At 64.3% G+C, this 17983-nt stretch carries 13 protein-coding genes and 1 tRNA gene; 8 read left to right on the top strand and 6 right to left on the bottom strand.

Annotated elements, in window-relative coordinates; genetic code table 11:
- Window positions 1-56: 56 nt before the first annotated feature.
- The 8 genes from nirB to ACSQ3N_RS15905 all read left to right on the top strand — a co-directional run bounded on the left by nirB (window position 57) and on the right by ACSQ3N_RS15905 (window position 10968).
- Window positions 57-2600 (top strand): nitrite reductase large subunit NirB, encoded by a 2544-nt coding sequence (gene nirB, locus ACSQ3N_RS15940; RefSeq protein ID WP_436146767.1) that lies wholly within the window; start codon window positions 57-59, stop codon window positions 2598-2600.
- 77 nt (window positions 2601-2677) lie between these two features.
- A complete protein-coding gene (gene nirD / locus ACSQ3N_RS15935) occupies window positions 2678-3034 on the top strand; it encodes a nitrite reductase small subunit NirD (protein WP_436146766.1) in 357 nt (118 codons plus the stop codon).
- A 71-nt stretch (window positions 3035-3105) separates the two neighbouring features.
- Window positions 3106-4425: a nitrate- and nitrite sensing domain-containing protein gene (locus ACSQ3N_RS15930; RefSeq protein WP_436146765.1), complete on the top strand. Its 1320-nt coding sequence runs from the start codon at window positions 3106-3108 to the stop codon at window positions 4423-4425.
- A 367-nt stretch (window positions 4426-4792) separates the two neighbouring features.
- Window positions 4793-5605 carry a formate/nitrite transporter family protein gene (locus ACSQ3N_RS15925; RefSeq protein ID WP_056171841.1) on the top strand — a complete coding sequence of 271 codons (813 nt, stop codon included), beginning with the start codon at window positions 4793-4795 and terminating at the stop codon, window positions 5603-5605.
- Window positions 5606-5667: 62 nt separating this feature from the next.
- The gene (locus tag ACSQ3N_RS15920) at window positions 5668-7413 is read left to right on the top strand and encodes a protein kinase domain-containing protein (protein WP_436146764.1); all 1746 of its coding nucleotides are present in this window, start codon (window positions 5668-5670) and stop codon (window positions 7411-7413) included.
- Window positions 7414-7920: 507 nt separating this feature from the next.
- Window positions 7921-10179, top strand: coding sequence for a hypothetical protein (locus tag ACSQ3N_RS15915; protein ID WP_436146763.1), 2259 nt, complete (start codon window positions 7921-7923; stop codon window positions 10177-10179).
- A 177-nt stretch (window positions 10180-10356) separates the two neighbouring features.
- Entirely contained in the window at window positions 10357-10617 is a 261-nt protein-coding gene (locus ACSQ3N_RS15910) for a hypothetical protein (RefSeq protein WP_082517080.1), read from the top strand.
- On the top strand, window positions 10618-10968 hold the full coding sequence (locus ACSQ3N_RS15905; RefSeq protein ID WP_082517079.1) for a hypothetical protein: 351 nt from the start codon (window positions 10618-10620) through the stop codon (window positions 10966-10968).
- Between the two features lie 318 nt (window positions 10969-11286).
- Here the strand turns inward: ACSQ3N_RS15905 and ACSQ3N_RS15900 are convergent.
- The 6 genes from ACSQ3N_RS15900 to prfB all read right to left on the bottom strand — a co-directional run bounded on the left by ACSQ3N_RS15900 (window position 11287) and on the right by prfB (window position 17914).
- Window positions 11287-11362: transfer RNA gene (locus ACSQ3N_RS15900), tRNA-Thr, on the bottom strand.
- 12 nt (window positions 11363-11374) lie between these two features.
- On the bottom strand, window positions 11375-12382 hold the full coding sequence (locus ACSQ3N_RS15895) for a class 1 fructose-bisphosphatase (protein WP_056171835.1): 1008 nt from the start codon (window positions 12380-12382) through the stop codon (window positions 11375-11377).
- A gap of 43 nt (window positions 12383-12425) precedes the next feature.
- On the bottom strand, window positions 12426-13295 hold the full coding sequence (locus ACSQ3N_RS15890; protein ID WP_235507466.1) for a tetratricopeptide repeat protein: 870 nt from the start codon (window positions 13293-13295) through the stop codon (window positions 12426-12428).
- Between the two features lie 15 nt (window positions 13296-13310).
- Window positions 13311-16109 (bottom strand): aminopeptidase N, encoded by a 2799-nt coding sequence (gene pepN, locus ACSQ3N_RS15885; RefSeq protein WP_056171830.1) that lies wholly within the window; start codon window positions 16107-16109, stop codon window positions 13311-13313.
- On the bottom strand, window positions 16093-16806 hold the full coding sequence (locus ACSQ3N_RS15880) for an HAD family hydrolase (RefSeq protein ID WP_056171828.1): 714 nt from the start codon (window positions 16804-16806) through the stop codon (window positions 16093-16095). Before ACSQ3N_RS15880 ends, pepN begins: the two co-directional genes overlap by 17 nt.
- 3 nt (window positions 16807-16809) lie before the next feature.
- Window positions 16810-17914 (bottom strand): peptide chain release factor 2 gene (prfB, locus tag ACSQ3N_RS15875; protein ID WP_156372165.1). Its coding sequence is split into 2 segments (ribosomal slippage): window positions 16810-17832 and window positions 17834-17914, totalling 1104 coding nucleotides; the frame shifts between segments, so codons are not numbered across the junction.
- Window positions 17915-17983 lie beyond the last annotated feature (69 nt).

Raw genomic sequence — 17983 nt, 5'->3', positions numbered from 1 at the left:
ATGCCCATCCTGCTCCGAGCTCTCCAGGTCAGCCGGGTCATTGCAGGACCACGATCATGAAAATTGTTCTCATCGGCCACGGAATGGTGGGCCACAAGTTCCTCGAAAGCCTGGCGGAAACCGGCATGACCGGCGTGGAAGTCACCGTGCTGTGCGAGGAGCCCCGCGCTGCCTACGACCGGGTGCACCTCTCCGCCTTCTTCAGCGGCACCTCGGCCGATGAACTCTCCCTGGTTGAGTCGGGATTCTTCGAGCGTACCGGCTTCACGCTGCGCCTGGCCGCACGGGCCGCCTCGGTAGACCGCCGCACCCGCACCGTGACCACGGCCGACGGCGAAGTGCTGACCTACGACAAGCTGGTGCTGGCCACCGGCTCCAACCCCTTCGTGCCGCAGGTGGCCGGGCGCGACCGTGAGCACTGCTTCGTCTACCGCACCATCGAAGACCTGGAAGCCATGCAGGCATCGGGCGCCAAGTCCAAGACCGGTGTGGTCGTGGGCGGGGGCCTGCTGGGCCTGGAATGCGCCAAGGCGCTGAGCGACATGGGACTGGAAACCCACGTGGTCGAATTCGCCCCGCGACTGATGGCCGTGCAGGTGGACGAGGGCGGCGGCCGTGTGCTGCAGGCCAAGATCGAAGAGCTGGGTGTCACCGTGCATACCGGCCGCAACACGCAGGAGATCACCGATGGTGCCCGCGCGCGCCACCGCATGGTGTTTGCCGACGGCACCTATCTCGAGACCGACATGATCGTGTTCTCTGCAGGTATCCGCCCGCGCGACGAGCTGGCCCGCCAATCCCTGCTGGCCGTCGGCCCGCGCGGAGGAGTGGCTATCGACAGCGCCTGCCGCACCAGCGACCACGACGTGTACGCCATCGGCGAATGCGCGTCGTGGAACGAGCAGACCTTCGGCCTGGTGGCCCCGGGCTACGACATGGCCCGCGTCGCAGCACGCCACATCGCGGGCGACGCCGACGCCGCTTTCGTGGGCGCCGACATGAGCACCAAGCTCAAGCTGATGGGCGTGGATGTCGCCAGCATCGGTGACGCACACGGACGCACGCCCCACAGCCGCACGTGCCAGTACGTGGACGAGCGCCGCCAGATCTACAAGAAGATCGTGATCAGCGAGGACGGCAAGCAACTGCTGGGCGCCGTGCTGATCGGCGATGCCACCGAATACGGCACTCTGCTGCAAATGGCACTGAACGGCATCGCGCTGCCTGAAGACCCCGAATTCCTGATCTTCCCGTCCAGCGACGGCAAGGCCAAGCCCGGCCTGGGCGTGGAAGCGTTGCCCGATGCAGCGCAGATCTGCTCGTGCAACAACGTCACCAAGGGCGCCATCTGCGCCGCGGTGGGCGAGGGCGCCTGCACCATCGCCGAGATGAAGGCTTGCACCAAGGCGGGTGCCACCTGCGGCGGCTGCGTGCCCCTGGTCACGCAGGTCATGAAGATGGAAATGTCGCGCCGCGGCATGGCTGTGAACAACCACATCTGCGAGCACTTCGCATATTCGCGTCAGGAGATCTACCACCTGGTGCGCGTGGGCGAGATCAAGAGCTTCGACGACCTGCTGGCCAAGCACGGCAAAGGCCTGGGCTGCGACATCTGCAAGCCTGTGGCGGCCAGCGTGTTCGCGTCGTGCTGGAACGAGTTCGTGCTCAAGAAGGAGCTGGCGGGCCTGCAGGACAGCAACGACTACTACCTGGGCAACATCCAGAAGGACGGCACGTATTCGGTGGTGCCGCGCATGCCCGGCGGCGAGGTCACGCCCGACGGCCTGATCGCCGTGGGCCAGGTGGCCAAGAAATACGGCCTGTACACCAAGGTCACGGGCGGCCAGCGGGTGGACCTGTTCGGCGCACGCGTCGAGCAACTGCCCACCATCTGGGAAGAGCTGATTGCCGCCGGCTTCGAGTCGGGCCATGCGTACGGCAAGTCGCTGCGCACGGTCAAGAGCTGCGTGGGCTCGACTTGGTGCCGCTACGGTGTGGGCGACAGCGTGGGCCTTGCGGTAGAGCTGGAGCACCGCTACAAGGGCCTGCGCTCGCCGCACAAGATCAAGTTCGGCGTGTCCGGCTGCACGCGTGAATGCGCCGAGGCGCAGGGCAAGGACATCGGCATCATCGCCACTGAAAAGGGCTGGAACCTGTACATCTGCGGCAACGGCGGCATGAAGCCGCGCCACGCAGAGCTGTTTGCGTCCGACCTGAACAAGGAAGACCTGGTGCGCATGATCGACCGGGTGCTGATGTTCTACGTGCGCACCGCCGACCGGCTGCAGCGCACCAGCACCTGGCGCGAGAACCTCGAAGGCGGCCTGGGCTACCTCACGGACGTGCTGATCAAGGACAGCCTGGGCCTGTGCGCCGAGCTCGAAGCACAGATGCAGCATGTGGCGGACACCTACCAGTGCGAATGGAAGACCGCTGTGACCGACCCCGAAACGCGCAAGCGCTTCCGCTCGTTCGTGAACAGCGATAAGGGCGACGAGAACGTGCTGTTCGTGGAAGAGCGCGGTCAGATCCGGCCTGCCACCGCCGACGAACGCGTGCGTGGTGCAGCCAAGGTCATCCCCATCGCCCAGGCAGCCTGAGCGCGGAGCGCGGAGCCGGCCTGATGGACGGCTGCGCTCCCACCGCATGCGCAACCCACTTTTGAAAGCATCACGCCATGAGCGCACTTCCCCAAAGCACTGAAGAAACCCTCGCCTGGACCGATATCTGCGCGGTCGACGACATCCTGCCCAGCACCGGCGTGTGCGCACTGGTCGCCGACCGCCACGTGGCGGTGTTCCGACTGGGCGCCGACCGCTTCTTCGCCATCGACAATGTGGACCCCAAGTCCGGCGCCAGCGTGCTGTCGCGCGGGCTGATCGGTAACATCGGCGACCGCGTCGTGGTGGCGTCGCCGATGTACAAAAACCATTTCGATCTGCTCACCGGTGAATGCATCGAGACGCCGGAGCAGTCTGTACGGGCTCACAATGTGCGGGTGGATGGCGGCCGGGTCAGCGTGGCTGTGGCCTGACCCTCCATGACCCGACGACGGCGCGCCGCAACGCGCAGTCGCCCCTGAAACAACGAACCCAGGAAACCTGCATGCTTGACCCGGTGGCGACTTTGTCCGTTTCGAACCTCGTCCTGCGGTCCAAGCAACTGGAGATCGACGCCGTGCGGCACCTGGCCAGCCGTGCAGAGCTGGTGGACGTGGTGGGGCAGCTGATCCAGGGCCTGCAGCGCGAGCGCGGAGCGTCCGGTGTGTATTTGGCTTCCAAGGGCCAGCGCTTTGCCGACGTGCGCCGCAAGATGGTGGACGAGGTCGTGCTGCTGGAGACGCGGTTGCGCGAGGTGTTTGCGGAGCACGTCGAGCCTGCGCAGGGAGCCACAGCCAAGGCGCTGTCGCTGATGGCCTGGGCCTTGCTGGGCATAGAGTCACTGGCGGCCTTGCGCAGCCAGGTCGAGCGGCAGGCGATGTCGGCCCATGACTCCATCGCCGCATACAGCCATCTGATTGCGGGTCTGATTGAGCTGGTGTTCCACGTGGCCGACGCGGCGGGCCTGCCCAGCGTGTCGCGCCTGCTGGTGGGCCTGCTGCACCTGGTGCAGGCACAGGAAGAGGCGGGGCAGGAGCGGGCCCTGGGCGCGCTGCTGTACGCATCGGGCGCCGGCAGCGAGGCGCACCAGCAGCGCGTGCTGCACCTCATCGACGCGCAGGAGCGCAGCCTGCGCATCTTTGCCGAGTTTGCCGACCCCGTGCTGCGCACCCGGTGGGACCAGCAGCAACTGGCGCCCAGCGTGGCGCAGCTCGAGCGTCTGCGCCGCACGCTGTGCGTGGCCCGGCCGGGCGCGGTGCTCGACAGCGACCTGAGCGACGTCTGGTTCGACGTGTGCTCCGAGCGCATTGACGCGCTGTGGCACCTGCAGGTCGATCTGGTCAAACAACTGCGCGCCGACTGCGCAGCGCGCATCGAAGAAGCGCAGCAAGACCTGCAAGACTCCAAAGGGCTGCTGCGCGGCCTGCGCGACAACCCACCGCAGCGCACCCACGCGGTGGACCGATTTTTCGACATGGCGTTGGCGCCCACAGCCGTCGCCGCGCAGCCAGGCGGCGCCTATGCCGGCGAGGCCGCTTCGCTGCTGGACCTGCTGCAGGCCCAGTCCGCACGCATGTCCACCATGGAGGCCGAGCTCGACGCGGCCCGCCGCACGTTGAACGAGCGCAAGGTGATCGAGCGCGCCAAGGGCGTGTTGATGGCGCGGCTGGGCATGAACGAAGAAGTGGCCTTCCGCGTGCTGCAGAAAACGTCGATGGACCAGAACCGCCGCCTGCTCGATGTGGCCGAGGCTACGCTGTCCCTGCCCGATCTGGCGGTGGCGCTGCAGCAGGGCCTGCGCGCCCCAAAGACGCCCTCCGAGTGATCCAACTTGGTGCCGCGTTGCACAAGCGCGATGCACTCGCACGCCTCTTGCGCTGAAGAGGCCTGGAGAACGGGCGTTGCACGGCCCGAGGGGCCGTTGCAAGCGCGGTACAAAACTTGCTCATACCGTACCGAGTGCCGGGCTGATGTGGGCCTGCATTCACCACCCTGCAGCCGCAACAACGCGGCAGCAGGGCCGCGGAATTCGCGCATCCAAGGATAACGGCGTCCCTGTGTGTCACCCGGTCAGACGGGTTGCATGCTGGACGCCGTTTTCTTTTGTTGCGCCCCCTCGTGCCGAGGGCTTGATGGGGCAGTCACTCTCTCACTTAGTCGGTCTGTCAGCCACCGCACCCCAAGGAAACTCCATGGCCTATCTCGCCCCTTCCGAATTTGTGACCAAGATGGTCGATTCCGGAGAATCCAAGCTGCTCATGTCCACCCGCGACACGCTGATCCGTTCCTTCATGGCCGGCGCCATGCTGGCCCTCGGCGCGGCCTTCGCCGTCACCGTCACGGTCAATACCGGCAACGCGCTGCTGGGCGCCATGCTGTTCCCGGGCTGCTTCATCCTGCTGTACCTGCTGGGCTACGACCTGCTGACGGGGGTGTTCACCCTGGCCCCGTTGGCCGTGCTCGACAAGCGCCCCGGCGCCACCTGGGCTGGCGTGTTCCGCAACTGGACCTTGGTGTTTTGCGGCAACTTCGCGGGGGCCTTCATGGTGGCCGTGTTCATGGCCATCATCTTCACCTTCGGATTCAGTGAGGCGCCCAACGCCGTCGGCGTGAAGATCGGCCACATCGGCGAGGGCCGCACCGTGGGCTACTCCGCGCACGGCGCCGCCGGCATGCTGACCCTGTTCATCCGCGGCGTCATGTGCAACTGGATGGTGTCCACCGGTGTGGTGGCCGCGATGATGTCCACCTCGGTGTCGGGCAAGGCCATCGGCATGTGGATTCCCATCGCCCTGTTCTTCTACATGGGCTTCGAGCACAGCATCGTCAACATGTTCCTGTTCCCCTCGGGCCTGCTGCTGGGCGGCAACTTCACGGTCATGGACTACCTGGTCTGGAATGAAATCCCCACCGTCATCGGCAACCTGGTGGGCGGCCTGACCTTCGTGGGCGCCATGCTGTATTCCACCCACTACAAGACCGCGCCCAAGCGCAAGGTGGCCTGACAGGCCCTGCAGGCAACGCAGGGCCGGAGCGGTTCGGCCTTGCCTGCGATGACACCTGTGCCATGAGCGCAAAGAACCACACCCTCCGCGTCACGCTGGGCCAGCATTCGCAGGCGGGACAGGGGGGCGTCAACCAGGACTTCCACGGCGCCGTGCTGCCGGTCGAGCCGCTGCGCAGCACCAAAGGCATTGCCGTGGCACTGGCCGACGGCATCGGCTCCAGCGCCGTCAGCCAGGAGGCCAGTGCCGCTGCGGTGCGCAGCTTTCTGGACGACTACTACGCCACCTCCGACGCCTGGTCGGTGCGCAGGTCCGCGCAGCGCGTGCTGGGCGCCACCAACGCGTGGCTGCACGCGCAAACCATGCGCAGCCACGCGCGGTTCGACAAGGACCGGGGCTATGTCTGCACCTTCAGCGCGCTCATCCTCAAGGGCCGAGACATCCACCTGCTGCACGTCGGCGACTCGCGCATCTACCGGGTGCACGCGCAGTCGCTGGAGCCGCTGACGCAGGACCACCGCGTGCATCTGTCGTCGGTGGAGTCCTTCCTGGGCCGCGCGCTGGGCACGGGCCCCAACGTCGAGATCGACTACACCACCCTGCCGGCGGACGTGGGCGCCATCTACCTGCTGGCCACCGACGGCGCGTACCTGCACATCGATGCCGCGGCAGTGCATCAGGCACTGGCTCTGCATCCTGACGACTGGGACCGCGCCGCCCAGGCGCTCGTGGACACAGCACAGGCACGCGGTGCCGACGACGACATGACGGTGCAACTGCTGCGGGTCGATGCACTGCCTGAGGTGCCGCTGCGCGACCTGCAGGCCCTGCGGGCCGACTTGGCCATCGCACCGCTGCTGGCGCCCAACGCGCGGTTCGAGGGCTACCGCATCGTCCGAGAACTGCACGCCAGTGCCCGCAGCCACGTGTATTTGGCGGTGGACGACGCGACGGCGCAGCAGATGGTGCTCAAAACGCCCTCCATAGAAATGGCCGGCGACGCGCTACACCTAGACCGCTTCTTGCTGGAGGAATGGGTCGCCCGGCGCATCCACAGCCCGCACGTGCTGCGGCCCCATGTGCACGAGCGCCCCAGGACGCACATGTACGTCGCCATGGAGTTCGTGGAAGGGCACACCCTGGCGCAGTGGATGATCGACCACCCCAGCCCCGACCTCGACACCGTGCGCGGCCTCATCGCCCAGGTCGGCAAGGGGCTGCATGCGTTCCATGTCAAGGAGATGCTGCACCAGGACCTGCGCCCGGACAACGTAATGATCGACCGCCAGGGCACCATCCGCATCATCGACTTCGGCTCGACCCGCGTGGCCGGCCTCGAAGAGGGAAGCCAAGACCCGCGCGCCGACGCCATCGCCGGAACGCTGCAGTACACGGCGCCGGAGTACTTCGTAGGGCAGGAGGGCAGTGCGCAGTCCGACCTGTTCTCCTTGGCCGTGCTGGCCTACCAGATGCTCACCGCGCAACTACCCTACGGCCTGCACGCCGCGCGGGTGCGGTCAGTGGCGGACATCAAGGGGTTGCGGTACGTGCCGGTACGCCATTTCAGGCCCGACCTGCCGCAGTGGCTGGACAGCGTGCTCCAGAAGGCTTTGAACCCTGACCCGGCGCGGCGCCAGGAGGCGGTGTCGGAGTTCCTGTTTGATCTGCACGCACCAGGACGCGCATTCCGTCAACGCCAGTCGGTGCCTCTCGTGCAGCGCAACCCCGTGGTGTTCTGGCAGACCATCAGCTGGGTGCTCGGGCTCTCGGTCGTGGCTTTGTTGGGGGCGCGCGCGTTGGGGTGGTGATGGCATCAGCAGGGGTGTCAGACTGCGTTTCGTCTCAGACCCGACTCGTTGTTGCCGTGACGATTTTCCCCACTCTCCAACGAATGGGTGTGTGGTTAGCGCCAGCGCCTCCAATGTGTGAGCAGGGGCAGCTCTGGCCGGACGAGCCTTTACATACGCTTGTCCCAACACCAGCGCCTTGTGTGCCCAGACGACGACGCGAGATTTTTGAGCGGTCATCCGGCATGTGTCACTACTGCCATACACCTCTTGAATTGCTCGGCAAGTGGCACATCGAACACCCAACTGCCCCGCGCTCTTGGGGGGAGGGGTGAAGGCGTCCTGAACCTAGTTGCGGCTTGTGTGCCGTGCAATCTAAAAAAGAGCGACAGCACCGCCATCCAGTTTGTAGCGCAAGGCGCAAGGGCCGAATAGACTTGATTCGCCCCAGCTAGGCCCGCGAACCGAAAAGCGGGTTTCCCTGCCCGCCTGCTGGGGCTCCTGTTCAGGGTTCGCTTGGGGAAAGCGATGACATATCTGCCAAGGTTAGCCAGCGTGGAACAAGCGTGTTCTTGGCTCGCAGTTGAAACGAACGAAGCCTGGACGCTGCAGCGACTGATGGAGTACCGACTACGCCCGTACTTCTGGCTAGAGCACGACGAAAAATTGCCGCGGCTATCCAACAACAGATTGGAAGGAGTCATGGCGGAAATGGTTTTTGGCGGAGACCTTCAGCGATTGGAGTTTGACGGTCATGAGCCTTTTGTCACCATGTTTCGTACTGAGGATGGAACGCTTTGCAAGAGTGAGCCAGGCTTCAAGCTGCCACTGCATGAACTGCGATTCAAGAGGCAGGAAATTGAAGAAACGGCCAACCTCGTGAATCAAAGAAAAAAGCCAAGGGAAGCGGCACTCACACCGCGGGAGCAGAACCTAGAGAAGCGTCCTTTCACTGTCCACCTTGAAGAAGGCAAGGTAGTGAAGTTCTGCGACCTAGCCCACATCATCGCGAAGGCGATGTACCCCAGCGATGCGGACCTTGGTTCTTATGGCATCACCCGATTGACATTGGACGATGATTTGCTTGAAGCCGTCAAAACGCAGGAGCTGACGGTGCGTAATCCTGCAGGGATGGGCGCAATCACTTGGGTCGCGCCGAGTGCGCTGAAGAGCGGCGTGTTGCTACCTTCTGAGTTAGGCGCATTCTTGGGAAAACGGGGTATTGGCTTAGTTTTACTGCCTCACGGAAGTGGCCCGATTTACTGGACCATAGAAAATGCGGCGCAGGACATAGCAAAGCAAGAGAGTCTGCACAGCGGTGCTTGCGGGACATTGCTTGACGCAATGGTTGACGCGGCAAATGCGCGGGAGTTGACTGTCCGCGACCCCCATACTTGCCTGCCTTTTTTCCCCTTGGTGGCACGGCAGTTCTACGAGTTGGTGACACATGGCGACGTGAACAAATGGTTGGAACAACAAGGTACCCCCTACAGGTGGAGAACAGTCGAAGCGACGAGCGCTTACCTAAGTGGCGCAGTGATATTGAATATTGGGGGCCGTTCGGCGCTACCGGTCCGTGCCCTGCCTTACGTCACAAGCTGGAACCTCTCCCCCGATGAGGTCGCTGGGAATCTAGCTCGCAAAACGGGGGCACACGCACGACTGCAGAACACATCGGCACTCCATCTAGTCGGTGATATGCCGACCAAGATGCTGGCGAATGAGTGGGACGCCTTTGTGGTGCAACTGGACGCGCTGAAGGCTGCCCTAAGCAATCTGTATCAAGGAGAGGAGGACGCTGACTCACGGCGTTACGCTGACTGGCGTCAGAGGTCGGCATCGCTCCTGCCAGCAGGGGTTTTCGTGTGGCTTGACGATTTCCACAATGACCATCAGCGCGACTTCTCGCCTGAAGCCGTCACCTATACCCAGGAGCGGGGCGGGGAGCGTGAGTTGAATCTGAGCCCATACATGGACGCTCAGGCCTTGGCGATGGTCATGGAGGGCTTTGATAGCGTTCAGCACTCAGCGTCACAGTCGATCCGTGAAGCGCCTTTAGCAAGCGACCTGATTGCATTTACGTCTTGGTATGACGCAACGTTGAGTGCGTCGTATTGGTGGGGGCTGTCTGACCTGCAGCCGGCTGAAGCGGCGATGCTTCTATGTGAACAAGACCCCCACGAGGAACCGACGCCAGAAAGGACGACCACGTCCGAAACTACCCCACTCGACTATCGCAAGCTGCTTCGCGCTTTCACGGATGTCGCGAAAAGAGAGCCAAGCCCCCGAACCCTGAGCGTCTGGCATAAACATGCGAGAGCCGAGAGATTGAAGTATCACAGCTGGATTGACCGGTATGCATCAGCTGTGAACCAAAGTGGCGATTGGGAATGTGACAAAACGGCGGCTTCTTTCGAAATGCAGGGCGCATTTACTACGCCGCCCAACGGTACGCCTAGCGTCGCTAGGGACGGGATAACGACAGCACAGGTGGCAGCCATTTTTGATGCGTTGCCCTACACGGCCGAGAACTGGACAAAGCGACTTAGTGATACCAAGTGGCTGCAGTCCGCGCGGGTCTCCTTGGGCGCAGCAGGTGGGGCAACAAGTCTTTGGTGTCCAGCAACTTTAGCAAGGCTGATACACGGAAAAGCCAGAGCTGGGGATAAGCAGAAAACGCTAGAAGCCCTGAACAGAAAGTTCAGGAATAAATCGGTATTGGCACCATGGCGTACCGATTGGGATGATCACTACGCCGTGTTTAACGATGCAGATGAGCATCAATGAATTTCCGGGAGTTAATTCCGATTTTTGGTGTCGGGTAGGTGGTAAGTCTTTGATCTGTAAGGATTTTATAATTCCGGGGTGACCGCGTTCAAACCCCGGAAATTTTCAATTCGCCCATTCCTAGCCCGGATGCCAAGCGCACCGCAAGGCCCGCGCAGCAGGAATGGAAAGCGAACAATGCAAACTCTAGATATTCACAAAGGCGCCGTCCGCCGCCTCATACAGGGGCCCCAGAAATTCCCGCCGCTGGAACAGGTCAACCGCCCCACGGTTCCGACCGAACAAGCCGCTCACTACCTGCTGCGCCGTTCACAGACTTTGAGGAGCTGGGCCTGCGCAGAAACCTTCCCCAAAGGTTTGCGTCCCGTGCGTATCAATGGTCGTTTGGGCTGGCCTGTGGCAGGAATCTGCGCGGTGCTGGGCATGGAGGGCACATAAATGAAAACGCCCGACCCTACAAAAGCAGAATCGAGCGCCACGAACAGCGCGAAATTTACAGGCACTGACAACCCGCGTCATCTGCGTGCAATTGATGCGCTGCTACGCCGCCCTATGCCCCGGGAATCGCTGGACCGCGTTGCCGGAGCTAGCAACTCACCGGAGCTTGTTGCAGAGCTGCGTCGCCGAGGCCTGGACATTCCCTGCGAACGAATCAGCTTTACTGACTGTGATGGCAAAGAGTGCCGCCCTGGCGTCTACAACCTGACCAAAGCCGACCGCCGAAAAATCTACCAATGGATTGCGCGCCGCATCCGTGGAGTTGGCGGACATGGCACACGGACGCTCTAAGGGCGGCAAGGGCGATTCAGGACGGGATTCCGAGGGCTTCGTCGCCCTGCCGTGGTCCGTGCTGGATTGCCCCCTTATGCCCACTTATCGGCGCATGTACCTTGCTCCTTGAGGGGGCCGGCAGTTCGTCCGCGACAACACGGGCGAGACCGATTTTCATTGATTCAATCACACGTAAGCCCAACGCCAGGACGGACCGAACATTGTGTCCAAAGATGCGCGCCCAGGTGGGACGGAGTTGGAACAGTTGCCTACAGATTGCCTACGAGTAAGGATAAAAGAAAAAGCCCTGACTCTTGCGAATCAGGGCTTTTCATTTGGTGCCGGAGAGATGAATCGAACACCCGACCTTCTCATTACGAATGAGCTGCTCTACCGACTGAGCTACACCGGCGTAAGCCTCAAATTATAGCGTGGAATGGTAGCTTGTCACGCGCTCAACCTCATTTTTGGAGCCCAGGATCACGCTGACGCGCTCGTGCAGCTGGGTGGGCTGGATTTCCAGGATGCGCTGTTTGCCGTTGGTGGCGACGCCGCCGGCCTGCTCGACCAGCCAGCCCATGGGGTTGGCCTCGTACATCAGGCGCAGCTTGCCGGGCTTGTTCGGTTCGCGCTTGTCCCAGGGGTACAGGAAGATGCCGCCGCGGGTCAGGATGCGGTGCACGTCGGCCACCATCGAGGCGATCCAGCGCATGTTGAAGTCCTTGCCGCGGGGGCCGTCCTTGCCCTGCAGGCATTCGTCGATGTAGCGCTTCACGGGCTCGTCCCAGTGGCGCATGTTGCTCATGTTGATCGCGAATTCCTTGGTGTCGTCGGGAATGCGCACGTTCTCTTCGGTCAGCACGAAGGAGCCTTGCTCGCGGTCCAGCGTGAACATGGCCACGCCGTCGCCCACCGTCAGCACCAGGGTGGTCTGCGGGCCGTAGATGCAGTAGCCTGCGGCCACCTGGCTGGTGCCGGGCTGCAGGAAGTCGCCGGCTTCCACGCCGCGGTCGTCGTCGGGCTTCTTGAGCACGCTGAAGATGGTGCCGATGCTGACGTTCACGTCGATGTTGCTGGAGCCGTCGAGGGGGTCGAACAGCAGCAGGTATTCGCCCTGCGGGTATCGGTTGGGCACCAAGTAGATGCCGTCCATTTCTTCGGACGCCATGGCCGCCAGGTGGCCGCCCCATTCGTTGGCTTCGATCAGCACTTCGTTGGCAATGATGTCCAGCTTCTTCTGGATCTCGCCCTGCACGTTCTCGCTGGAAGCCGTGCCCAGCACGCCGCCGAGCGCGCCTTTGTTGACGGCCTGGCTGATGCTCTTGCACGAGCGGGCCACCACTTCGAGCAGCAGGCGCAGCTGCGAGGGGATGAGCCCGTCGATGCGTTGCTGCTCGACCAGGTAGCGGGTGAGGGAGATGCGGGAGCTCATCGGTGGATCGTCCTTGAGGCTGTGGGTGGTGATGTGAAAGGGGTCAGCGCGACTGCTCGCGCTCGGTCAGCTCTGCCAGGGTCGCCTCGGTTTCAGCCAGCAGGTCGTCGTCGCCGCTGGCGTGGGCGATGGCCACGCGTTGCTGGAACAGTCTGCGGGCCAGCGCAGAGTCGCCGCCTTCGTGGGCGAGCACGCCTTGCTGGAAGAGCGTGTCCAGCACGATGTCGTCGTCGTGCAGCGCTTGCCCCAGGGCCAGGCGCTGCGCCAGGTACTGCTGCGCCTTGGGGTGGTCGCCCAGCTCGTAGGCGTTTTGCGCCAGGTTGTTGATCAGGCCCGACAGGCGTGCGTCCTGGGCGGAGCCAAAAGCGCTTTGCGCGTCCACCAGCAAGGGCTGGTTGTGCGCCAGGGCCTCCGCAAAGCGGCCGGCTTCGTGCAGGGCGTAGCCGATCTCTTCGCGGATGCCCAGCTTCTGCTCCATGCTCAGCACCGCGTCGGCATGGTCGGCCCACTGCGCCGACTGGCGCAGGTGCTCGATGGCGGTGTCGTACTCCTCGGACTGCAAGGCCGATTCGCCAATGGCGTAGTGCTGCTGGTAGCGGTCGGTGGGTGTGAGGTCGCCCAGCGCCTCACGGATGGCCAGCGCGCGCAGGCCCAGGGGCAGGCCCTCGTCGTCCATCTGCCGCTTGGAGTACACGACGAACTGCAACCACAGCAACTGCGCCAGCTCGGACGATTCAGCGCCCAGGCCTTCGGCCAGCGGGCGCAGCGCCGCCAAGTCGGCCGACATGGCTGAGCCGCTGAACATGGCGCCCTCGTCGTACACGGTGTCGCGCAGCGGGTTGAAGCGCTGCGCGAACTGCTGCGCGGGGATGGATGCAGAGGAAGAGGAAGAGGAAGAGGGTGGCATCGACATCGGGCCGCTGTCCCCTCAGTCTGCCAGTGCGCGGGTGACCACCTCGCGCACATCGTTGGACAAGTCGGGCTTGGACGCGATGCGCGCGATGGCTTCGCGGGCGGCCGTGCGCCAGGGCTCGGCCAGCTTCTTCCAGCGGTCCAGCGCGCGCGCCAGGCGGGCGGCGACCTGCGGGTTGATGGCGTCGAGCTCGATCACCCGGTCGCTCCAGAACACGTAGCCCGCGGCATCCGCGCGGTGGAAGGCGCCGGGGTTGGCGCTGCAGTAGCTGAAGATCACGCTGCGCGCGCGGTTGGGGTTCTTCAGGCTGAAGTCCGGGTGCTGCATGAGCTGGCGCACGGCGAGCAGCACGTTGCCGCCGCGGTCGGGGGCGCCCGCCTGCAGCGCGAACCACTTGTCGATGACGAGCGGCTCGTCCTTGAACATCGCATGAAAGCGCGCCAGCGCTGGCGCCGCCAGTTCACTGCCGCTGGCCACCAGGGCGGTCAGGGCGTTGAAGCGGTCGGTCATGTTGCTCGCCACCTTGAAGCGCTGCAGCGCCTTGCCGGGCCAGACGGCGTCGCCGGTCTTTTGCGCGGCGATGCACAGCATGTGCAGCGCCAGGCCGCTCAGTGCGCGGCGGCCGGAGGAAACCGGGTCGGGGCTGTAGCCACCGGTGTCCTGGTTGTGTTCCCACACGGTCTCCCAGTCGGCTTGCAGCGACACGGCCAGTTGCTCGCGCATGGCTTCGCGCACCGCGTGGATGCGCTGCGGGTCGACCACGGCCAGCTGTTCGGCGATGTAGGTCTCGGACGGCAGCGTGAGCACCAGCTCCTTGAACGCAGCGTCCAGCAGCGGGTTGCGCAGCACGGCGCGCATGGCGTCCACAAACTCTGCAGGCAGGATTTGAGAGTCTGATGGGCCGCTACCGCTTGTCTGTTGTGCGCTACCAGCTACAACATTGATAGCGGCGCACGCAAAGCGCAGGGCCAGGCGCTGGCCAGCTTCCCAGCGGTTGAACGCGTCGGTGTCGTTGGCCAGCAGGGCCAGCAGCTGGGCGTCGGTGTACTCGATGTCCAGCACCACCGGGGCGCTGAAACCGCGCAGCACGGATGGCACGGGCTCGGCGTCCACGTTGGTGAAGGTGAGCGTCTGCGAGGCTTCGGTGAGCACAACCACGCGCGACGTGGGCACCGCGGCGTCAGCAGCGTCGGTGCCAGCGCCTTCACCCGACAGGTGCAGAGGCAGGGCGGCGCCGGTGGCGGCGTCGATGAGGCCCAACTCCACCGGTATCACGAAGGGCAGCTTCTCGCTCTGGCCGGGCGTGGGGTCGCAGCTTTGCGCCAGGGTGAGCGCATAGCAGCGCGTGGCGGCGTCGTAGCGGCCTGTGGCGCGCACGCGGGGCGTGCCGGCCTGGCTGTACCAGCGCTTGAACTGGGGCAGGTGCTGCGCCAGGGGGCTGCCCGGGTTGGCGTCGGCAATGGCCTGCACGAAGTCGTCGCAGGTCACGGCGTGGCCGTCGTGGCGTTCGAAGTACAACTTCATGCCTTTGGCAAAGCCTTCGCGGCCCACCAGGTTGTGCTGCATGCGCACCACCTCTGCACCCTTTTCGTAGATGGTGACGGTGTAGAAGTTGTTGATCTCGACGTAGCTGTCGGGCCGCACCGGGTGCGCCATGGGGCCCGCGTCTTCGGGGAACTGGGCGGTGCGCAGCACGCGCACGTCCTCGATGCGCTTGACGGCGCGGGCCGACGGGCTGCCGGCCAGGTCCATGCTGAATTCCTGGTCGCGAAAGACGGTGAGGCCTTCTTTCAGCGACAGCTGGAACCAGTCGCGGCAGGTCACGCGGTTGCCGGTCCAGTTGTGGAAGTACTCGTGGCCGACCACGCTCTCGATGTTGGCGAAGTCCACATCGGTGGCCGTCGATTCGCTGGCCAGAACGTACTTCGTGTTGAAGATGTTCAGGCCCTTGTTCTCCATGGCGCCCATGTTGAAGTCGCTGGTGGCGACGATCATGAAGCGCTCCAGGTCCAGCGGCAGGCCGAAGCGGGCTTCGTCCCAGGCCACGCTGTACATCAGCGAGTTCATGGCGTGTTCGGTCTTGCCCAGGTCGCCGGGGCGCACGTACACCTGCAGCAGGTGGTCGGTGCCCGAGCGGCTCTTGATGTGCTGCTCGCGCGCCACCAGCTTGCCCGCCACCAGGGCGAACAGGTAGCAGGGCTTCTTGTGCGGGTCGACCCACTTGGCGAAGTGCCGGGCGCCGTTCGGGCCGTCTTCCAGCGGACCGCTGTCCACCAGGTTGCCGTTGCTCAGCAGCACCGGGTATTGGGCCTTGTCGGCGCGCAGCGTGACGGTGTAGCTGGCCATCACGTCGGGCCGGTCCAGGAAGTAGGTGATGCGGCGAAAGCCCTCGGCCTCGCACTGCGTGAAGAATGTGCCCTGGCTCACGTACAGGCCCATGAGCTGGGTGTTCTTGGCGGGGCAGCAGGTGGTGAAGATCTCGAGCGTGAAGGGCTCGTTGCCGTTGTCTTCGATGGTGGGCAGGTTCTCCAGCACCAGGCGGGAGCCTTCCATCTTGAACGAGGTGCCTTGGCCGTTGACCAGCACGCGCGCCAGGTTCAGCTCGTCGCCGTCGAGCTTGAGCGGCTGCGCGGCCACGTCGGGGTTGCGGCGCAGCAGCATGCGGTTGAGCACGCGGGTCTTGGCGGGGTCCAGGTCGAAGGTCAGCTCGACGCTGTCGATCCAGTAGGCGGGGGCGTTGTAGTCCTCGCGGCGGATGGCGGCCGGGTGGGCCACTGCGTCTCCGCTTCCGTCTGCTTTATGCAGTTGCAACATGGATGCTCTCCAGAAAGTCGGTGTTCATGAGTTCGGTGTAGTCGCGCACGGCGGCCACCACGTGGGGGCCCGCCAGTTCGTCTGCACTGTGGGTGCTGCAAATGGCCACGGCACGCATGCCGGCGCGCCGCGCGGCCTCGATGCCGAAGGGCGCGTCTTCAAACACGATGCAGTGCTCAGGCGCCACGCCGATGCGGCGCGCGGCCTCCAGAAAGATCGCCGGCTGCGGCTTGCCGGGCAGGCCCTCGTCGCCGCGCACGATGGCCAGCGGAGCGGGCTGCAGGGCGAGGTGGCCCAGCGCGAACTCCACGTTGCCGATGTCCCCCGCCGTGCCCACCGCCACCTTCAGGCCGCGCGCATGCACCTGCGCCGCGAACGCGCGAAAGCCGGCCACTTCGGCAAAGCGTGGCGCGAACAGCTCGCGGTAGATGGTTTCCTTCTCGTGCGTGAGCGCGTCGGCTTCTTCCTGCGACACCGCGCGGCCCAGCAGCTCCACGATGCACTCGGTGCCGTTGCGGCCCGTGGTGCGGGCCATGAGGTCGGGCACATCGATGTGCATGCCGCGGCGGCGCGTGAACTCGACCCAGGCCTGGGCGTGCCAGGGCATGGAGTGGATCATGGTGCCGTCCATGTCGAAGATGATGGCTTCGGTGTGCGCGGGCGAACCTGCAGTGCGCAGCGATGGGGTGGCGGACATGGGTTACACGCCCTGCTTGAGCGAGGCTTCGATGAACGCGTCCAGGTCGCCGTCCAGCACCTTTTGCGTGGCCGAGATTTCGACGTTGGTGCGCAGGTCCTTGATGCGGCTGTTGTCCAGCACGTACGAGCGGATCTGGTGGCCCCAGCCCACGTCGGTCTTGGTGTCTTCCAGCTTCTGGGCTTCTTCCTGGCGCTTGCGCATCTCGAAGTCGTACAGCTTGGAGCGCAGGCGCTGCCACGCGATGTCGCGGTTGCCGTGCTGGCTGCGGCCGTCCTGGCACTGCACCACGATGCCGGTGGGGATGTGGGTCAGGCGCACGGCCGAGTCGGTCTTGTTGATGTGCTGCCCGCCCGCGCCGGATGCGCGGTAGGTGTCGGTGCGCACGTCGGCCGGGTTGATGTTGATCTCGATGGAGTCGTCGATCTCCGGGTAGACGAACAGCGACGCGAACGAGGTGTGGCGGCCGCCCGAGCTGTCGAACGGGCTCTTGCGCACCAGGCGGTGCACGCCGGTTTCGGTGCGCAGCAGGCCGTAGGCGTACTCGCCCTCGACCTTGATCGTGGCGCTCTTGATGCCGGCCACGTCGCCCGGGGTTTCTTCTTCGACCGTGGTCTTGAAGCCCTTGCGCTCGGCGTACTTCAGGTACTGGCGCAGCAGCATGCTGGCCCAGTCGCACGCCTCGGTGCCGCCCGCGCCGGCCTGGATGTCGACGAAGCAGTTGAGCGGGTCGGCCTCGTTGCGGAACATGCGGCGGAACTCCAGCTCTTCGATGAGCGGGCGCAGCTTGGCGGTCTCGGCCTCGATGGTGAGCAGGCCGGGCTCGTCGCCTTCTTCCTTGCTCATGTCATAGAGCTCGGTGTTGTCGGCCAGCTCGCGCGTGAGCTTGTCGAGCGTGACGACCACGCCCGAGAGCGACTTTTGTTCCTTGCCCAGCTCCTGGGCCTTCTTCGGGTCGTTCCAGACCGAAGGGTCTTCCAGCGATGCGTTTACCGTGCGCAGGCGTTCGAATTTGGCATCGAAGTCAAAGATACCTCCGTAACTCTTGCGTTCGCAGAGTCAGGTCGCTGAGGGAGGTGCCGATGAGGTTGATACGTTCTGCGTCCATGATTCTTGTCCTTGGGTGTTCTGTGGAATAACCCGCGATTTTCTCATGGGACGGCCTCTTGCCCCGGCA

Source organism: Acidovorax sp. LjRoot194 (genome assembly GCF_964253015.1).
GTDB lineage: Bacteria > Pseudomonadota > Gammaproteobacteria > Burkholderiales > Burkholderiaceae_C > Acidovorax.
This window is presented reverse-complemented; position numbering and strand designations above follow the sequence as displayed.

Bases quoted from the DNA above. Each gene is read 5' to 3' on its own strand.
- nirB (WP_436146767.1), top strand. From the start codon at position 57: ATGAAAATTGTTCTCATCGGCCACGGAATGGTGGGCCACAAGTTCCTC.
- nirD (WP_436146766.1), top strand. From the start codon at position 2,678: ATGAGCGCACTTCCCCAAAGCACTGAAGAAACCCTCGCCTGGACCGAT.
- ACSQ3N_RS15930 (WP_436146765.1), top strand. From the start codon at position 3,106: ATGCTTGACCCGGTGGCGACTTTGTCCGTTTCGAACCTCGTCCTGCGG.
- ACSQ3N_RS15925 (WP_056171841.1), top strand. From the start codon at position 4,793: ATGGCCTATCTCGCCCCTTCCGAATTTGTGACCAAGATGGTCGATTCC.
- ACSQ3N_RS15920 (WP_436146764.1), top strand. From the start codon at position 5,668: ATGAGCGCAAAGAACCACACCCTCCGCGTCACGCTGGGCCAGCATTCG.
- ACSQ3N_RS15915 (WP_436146763.1), top strand. From the start codon at position 7,921: ATGACATATCTGCCAAGGTTAGCCAGCGTGGAACAAGCGTGTTCTTGG.
- ACSQ3N_RS15910 (WP_082517080.1), top strand. From the start codon at position 10,357: ATGCAAACTCTAGATATTCACAAAGGCGCCGTCCGCCGCCTCATACAG.
- ACSQ3N_RS15905 (WP_082517079.1), top strand. From the start codon at position 10,618: ATGAAAACGCCCGACCCTACAAAAGCAGAATCGAGCGCCACGAACAGC.
- ACSQ3N_RS15895 (WP_056171835.1), bottom strand. From the start codon at position 12,382: ATGAGCTCCCGCATCTCCCTCACCCGCTACCTGGTCGAGCAGCAACGC.
- ACSQ3N_RS15890 (WP_235507466.1), bottom strand. From the start codon at position 13,295: ATGTCGATGCCACCCTCTTCCTCTTCCTCTTCCTCTGCATCCATCCCC.
- pepN (WP_056171830.1), bottom strand. From the start codon at position 16,109: ATGTTGCAACTGCATAAAGCAGACGGAAGCGGAGACGCAGTGGCCCAC.
- ACSQ3N_RS15880 (WP_056171828.1), bottom strand. From the start codon at position 16,806: ATGTCCGCCACCCCATCGCTGCGCACTGCAGGTTCGCCCGCGCACACC.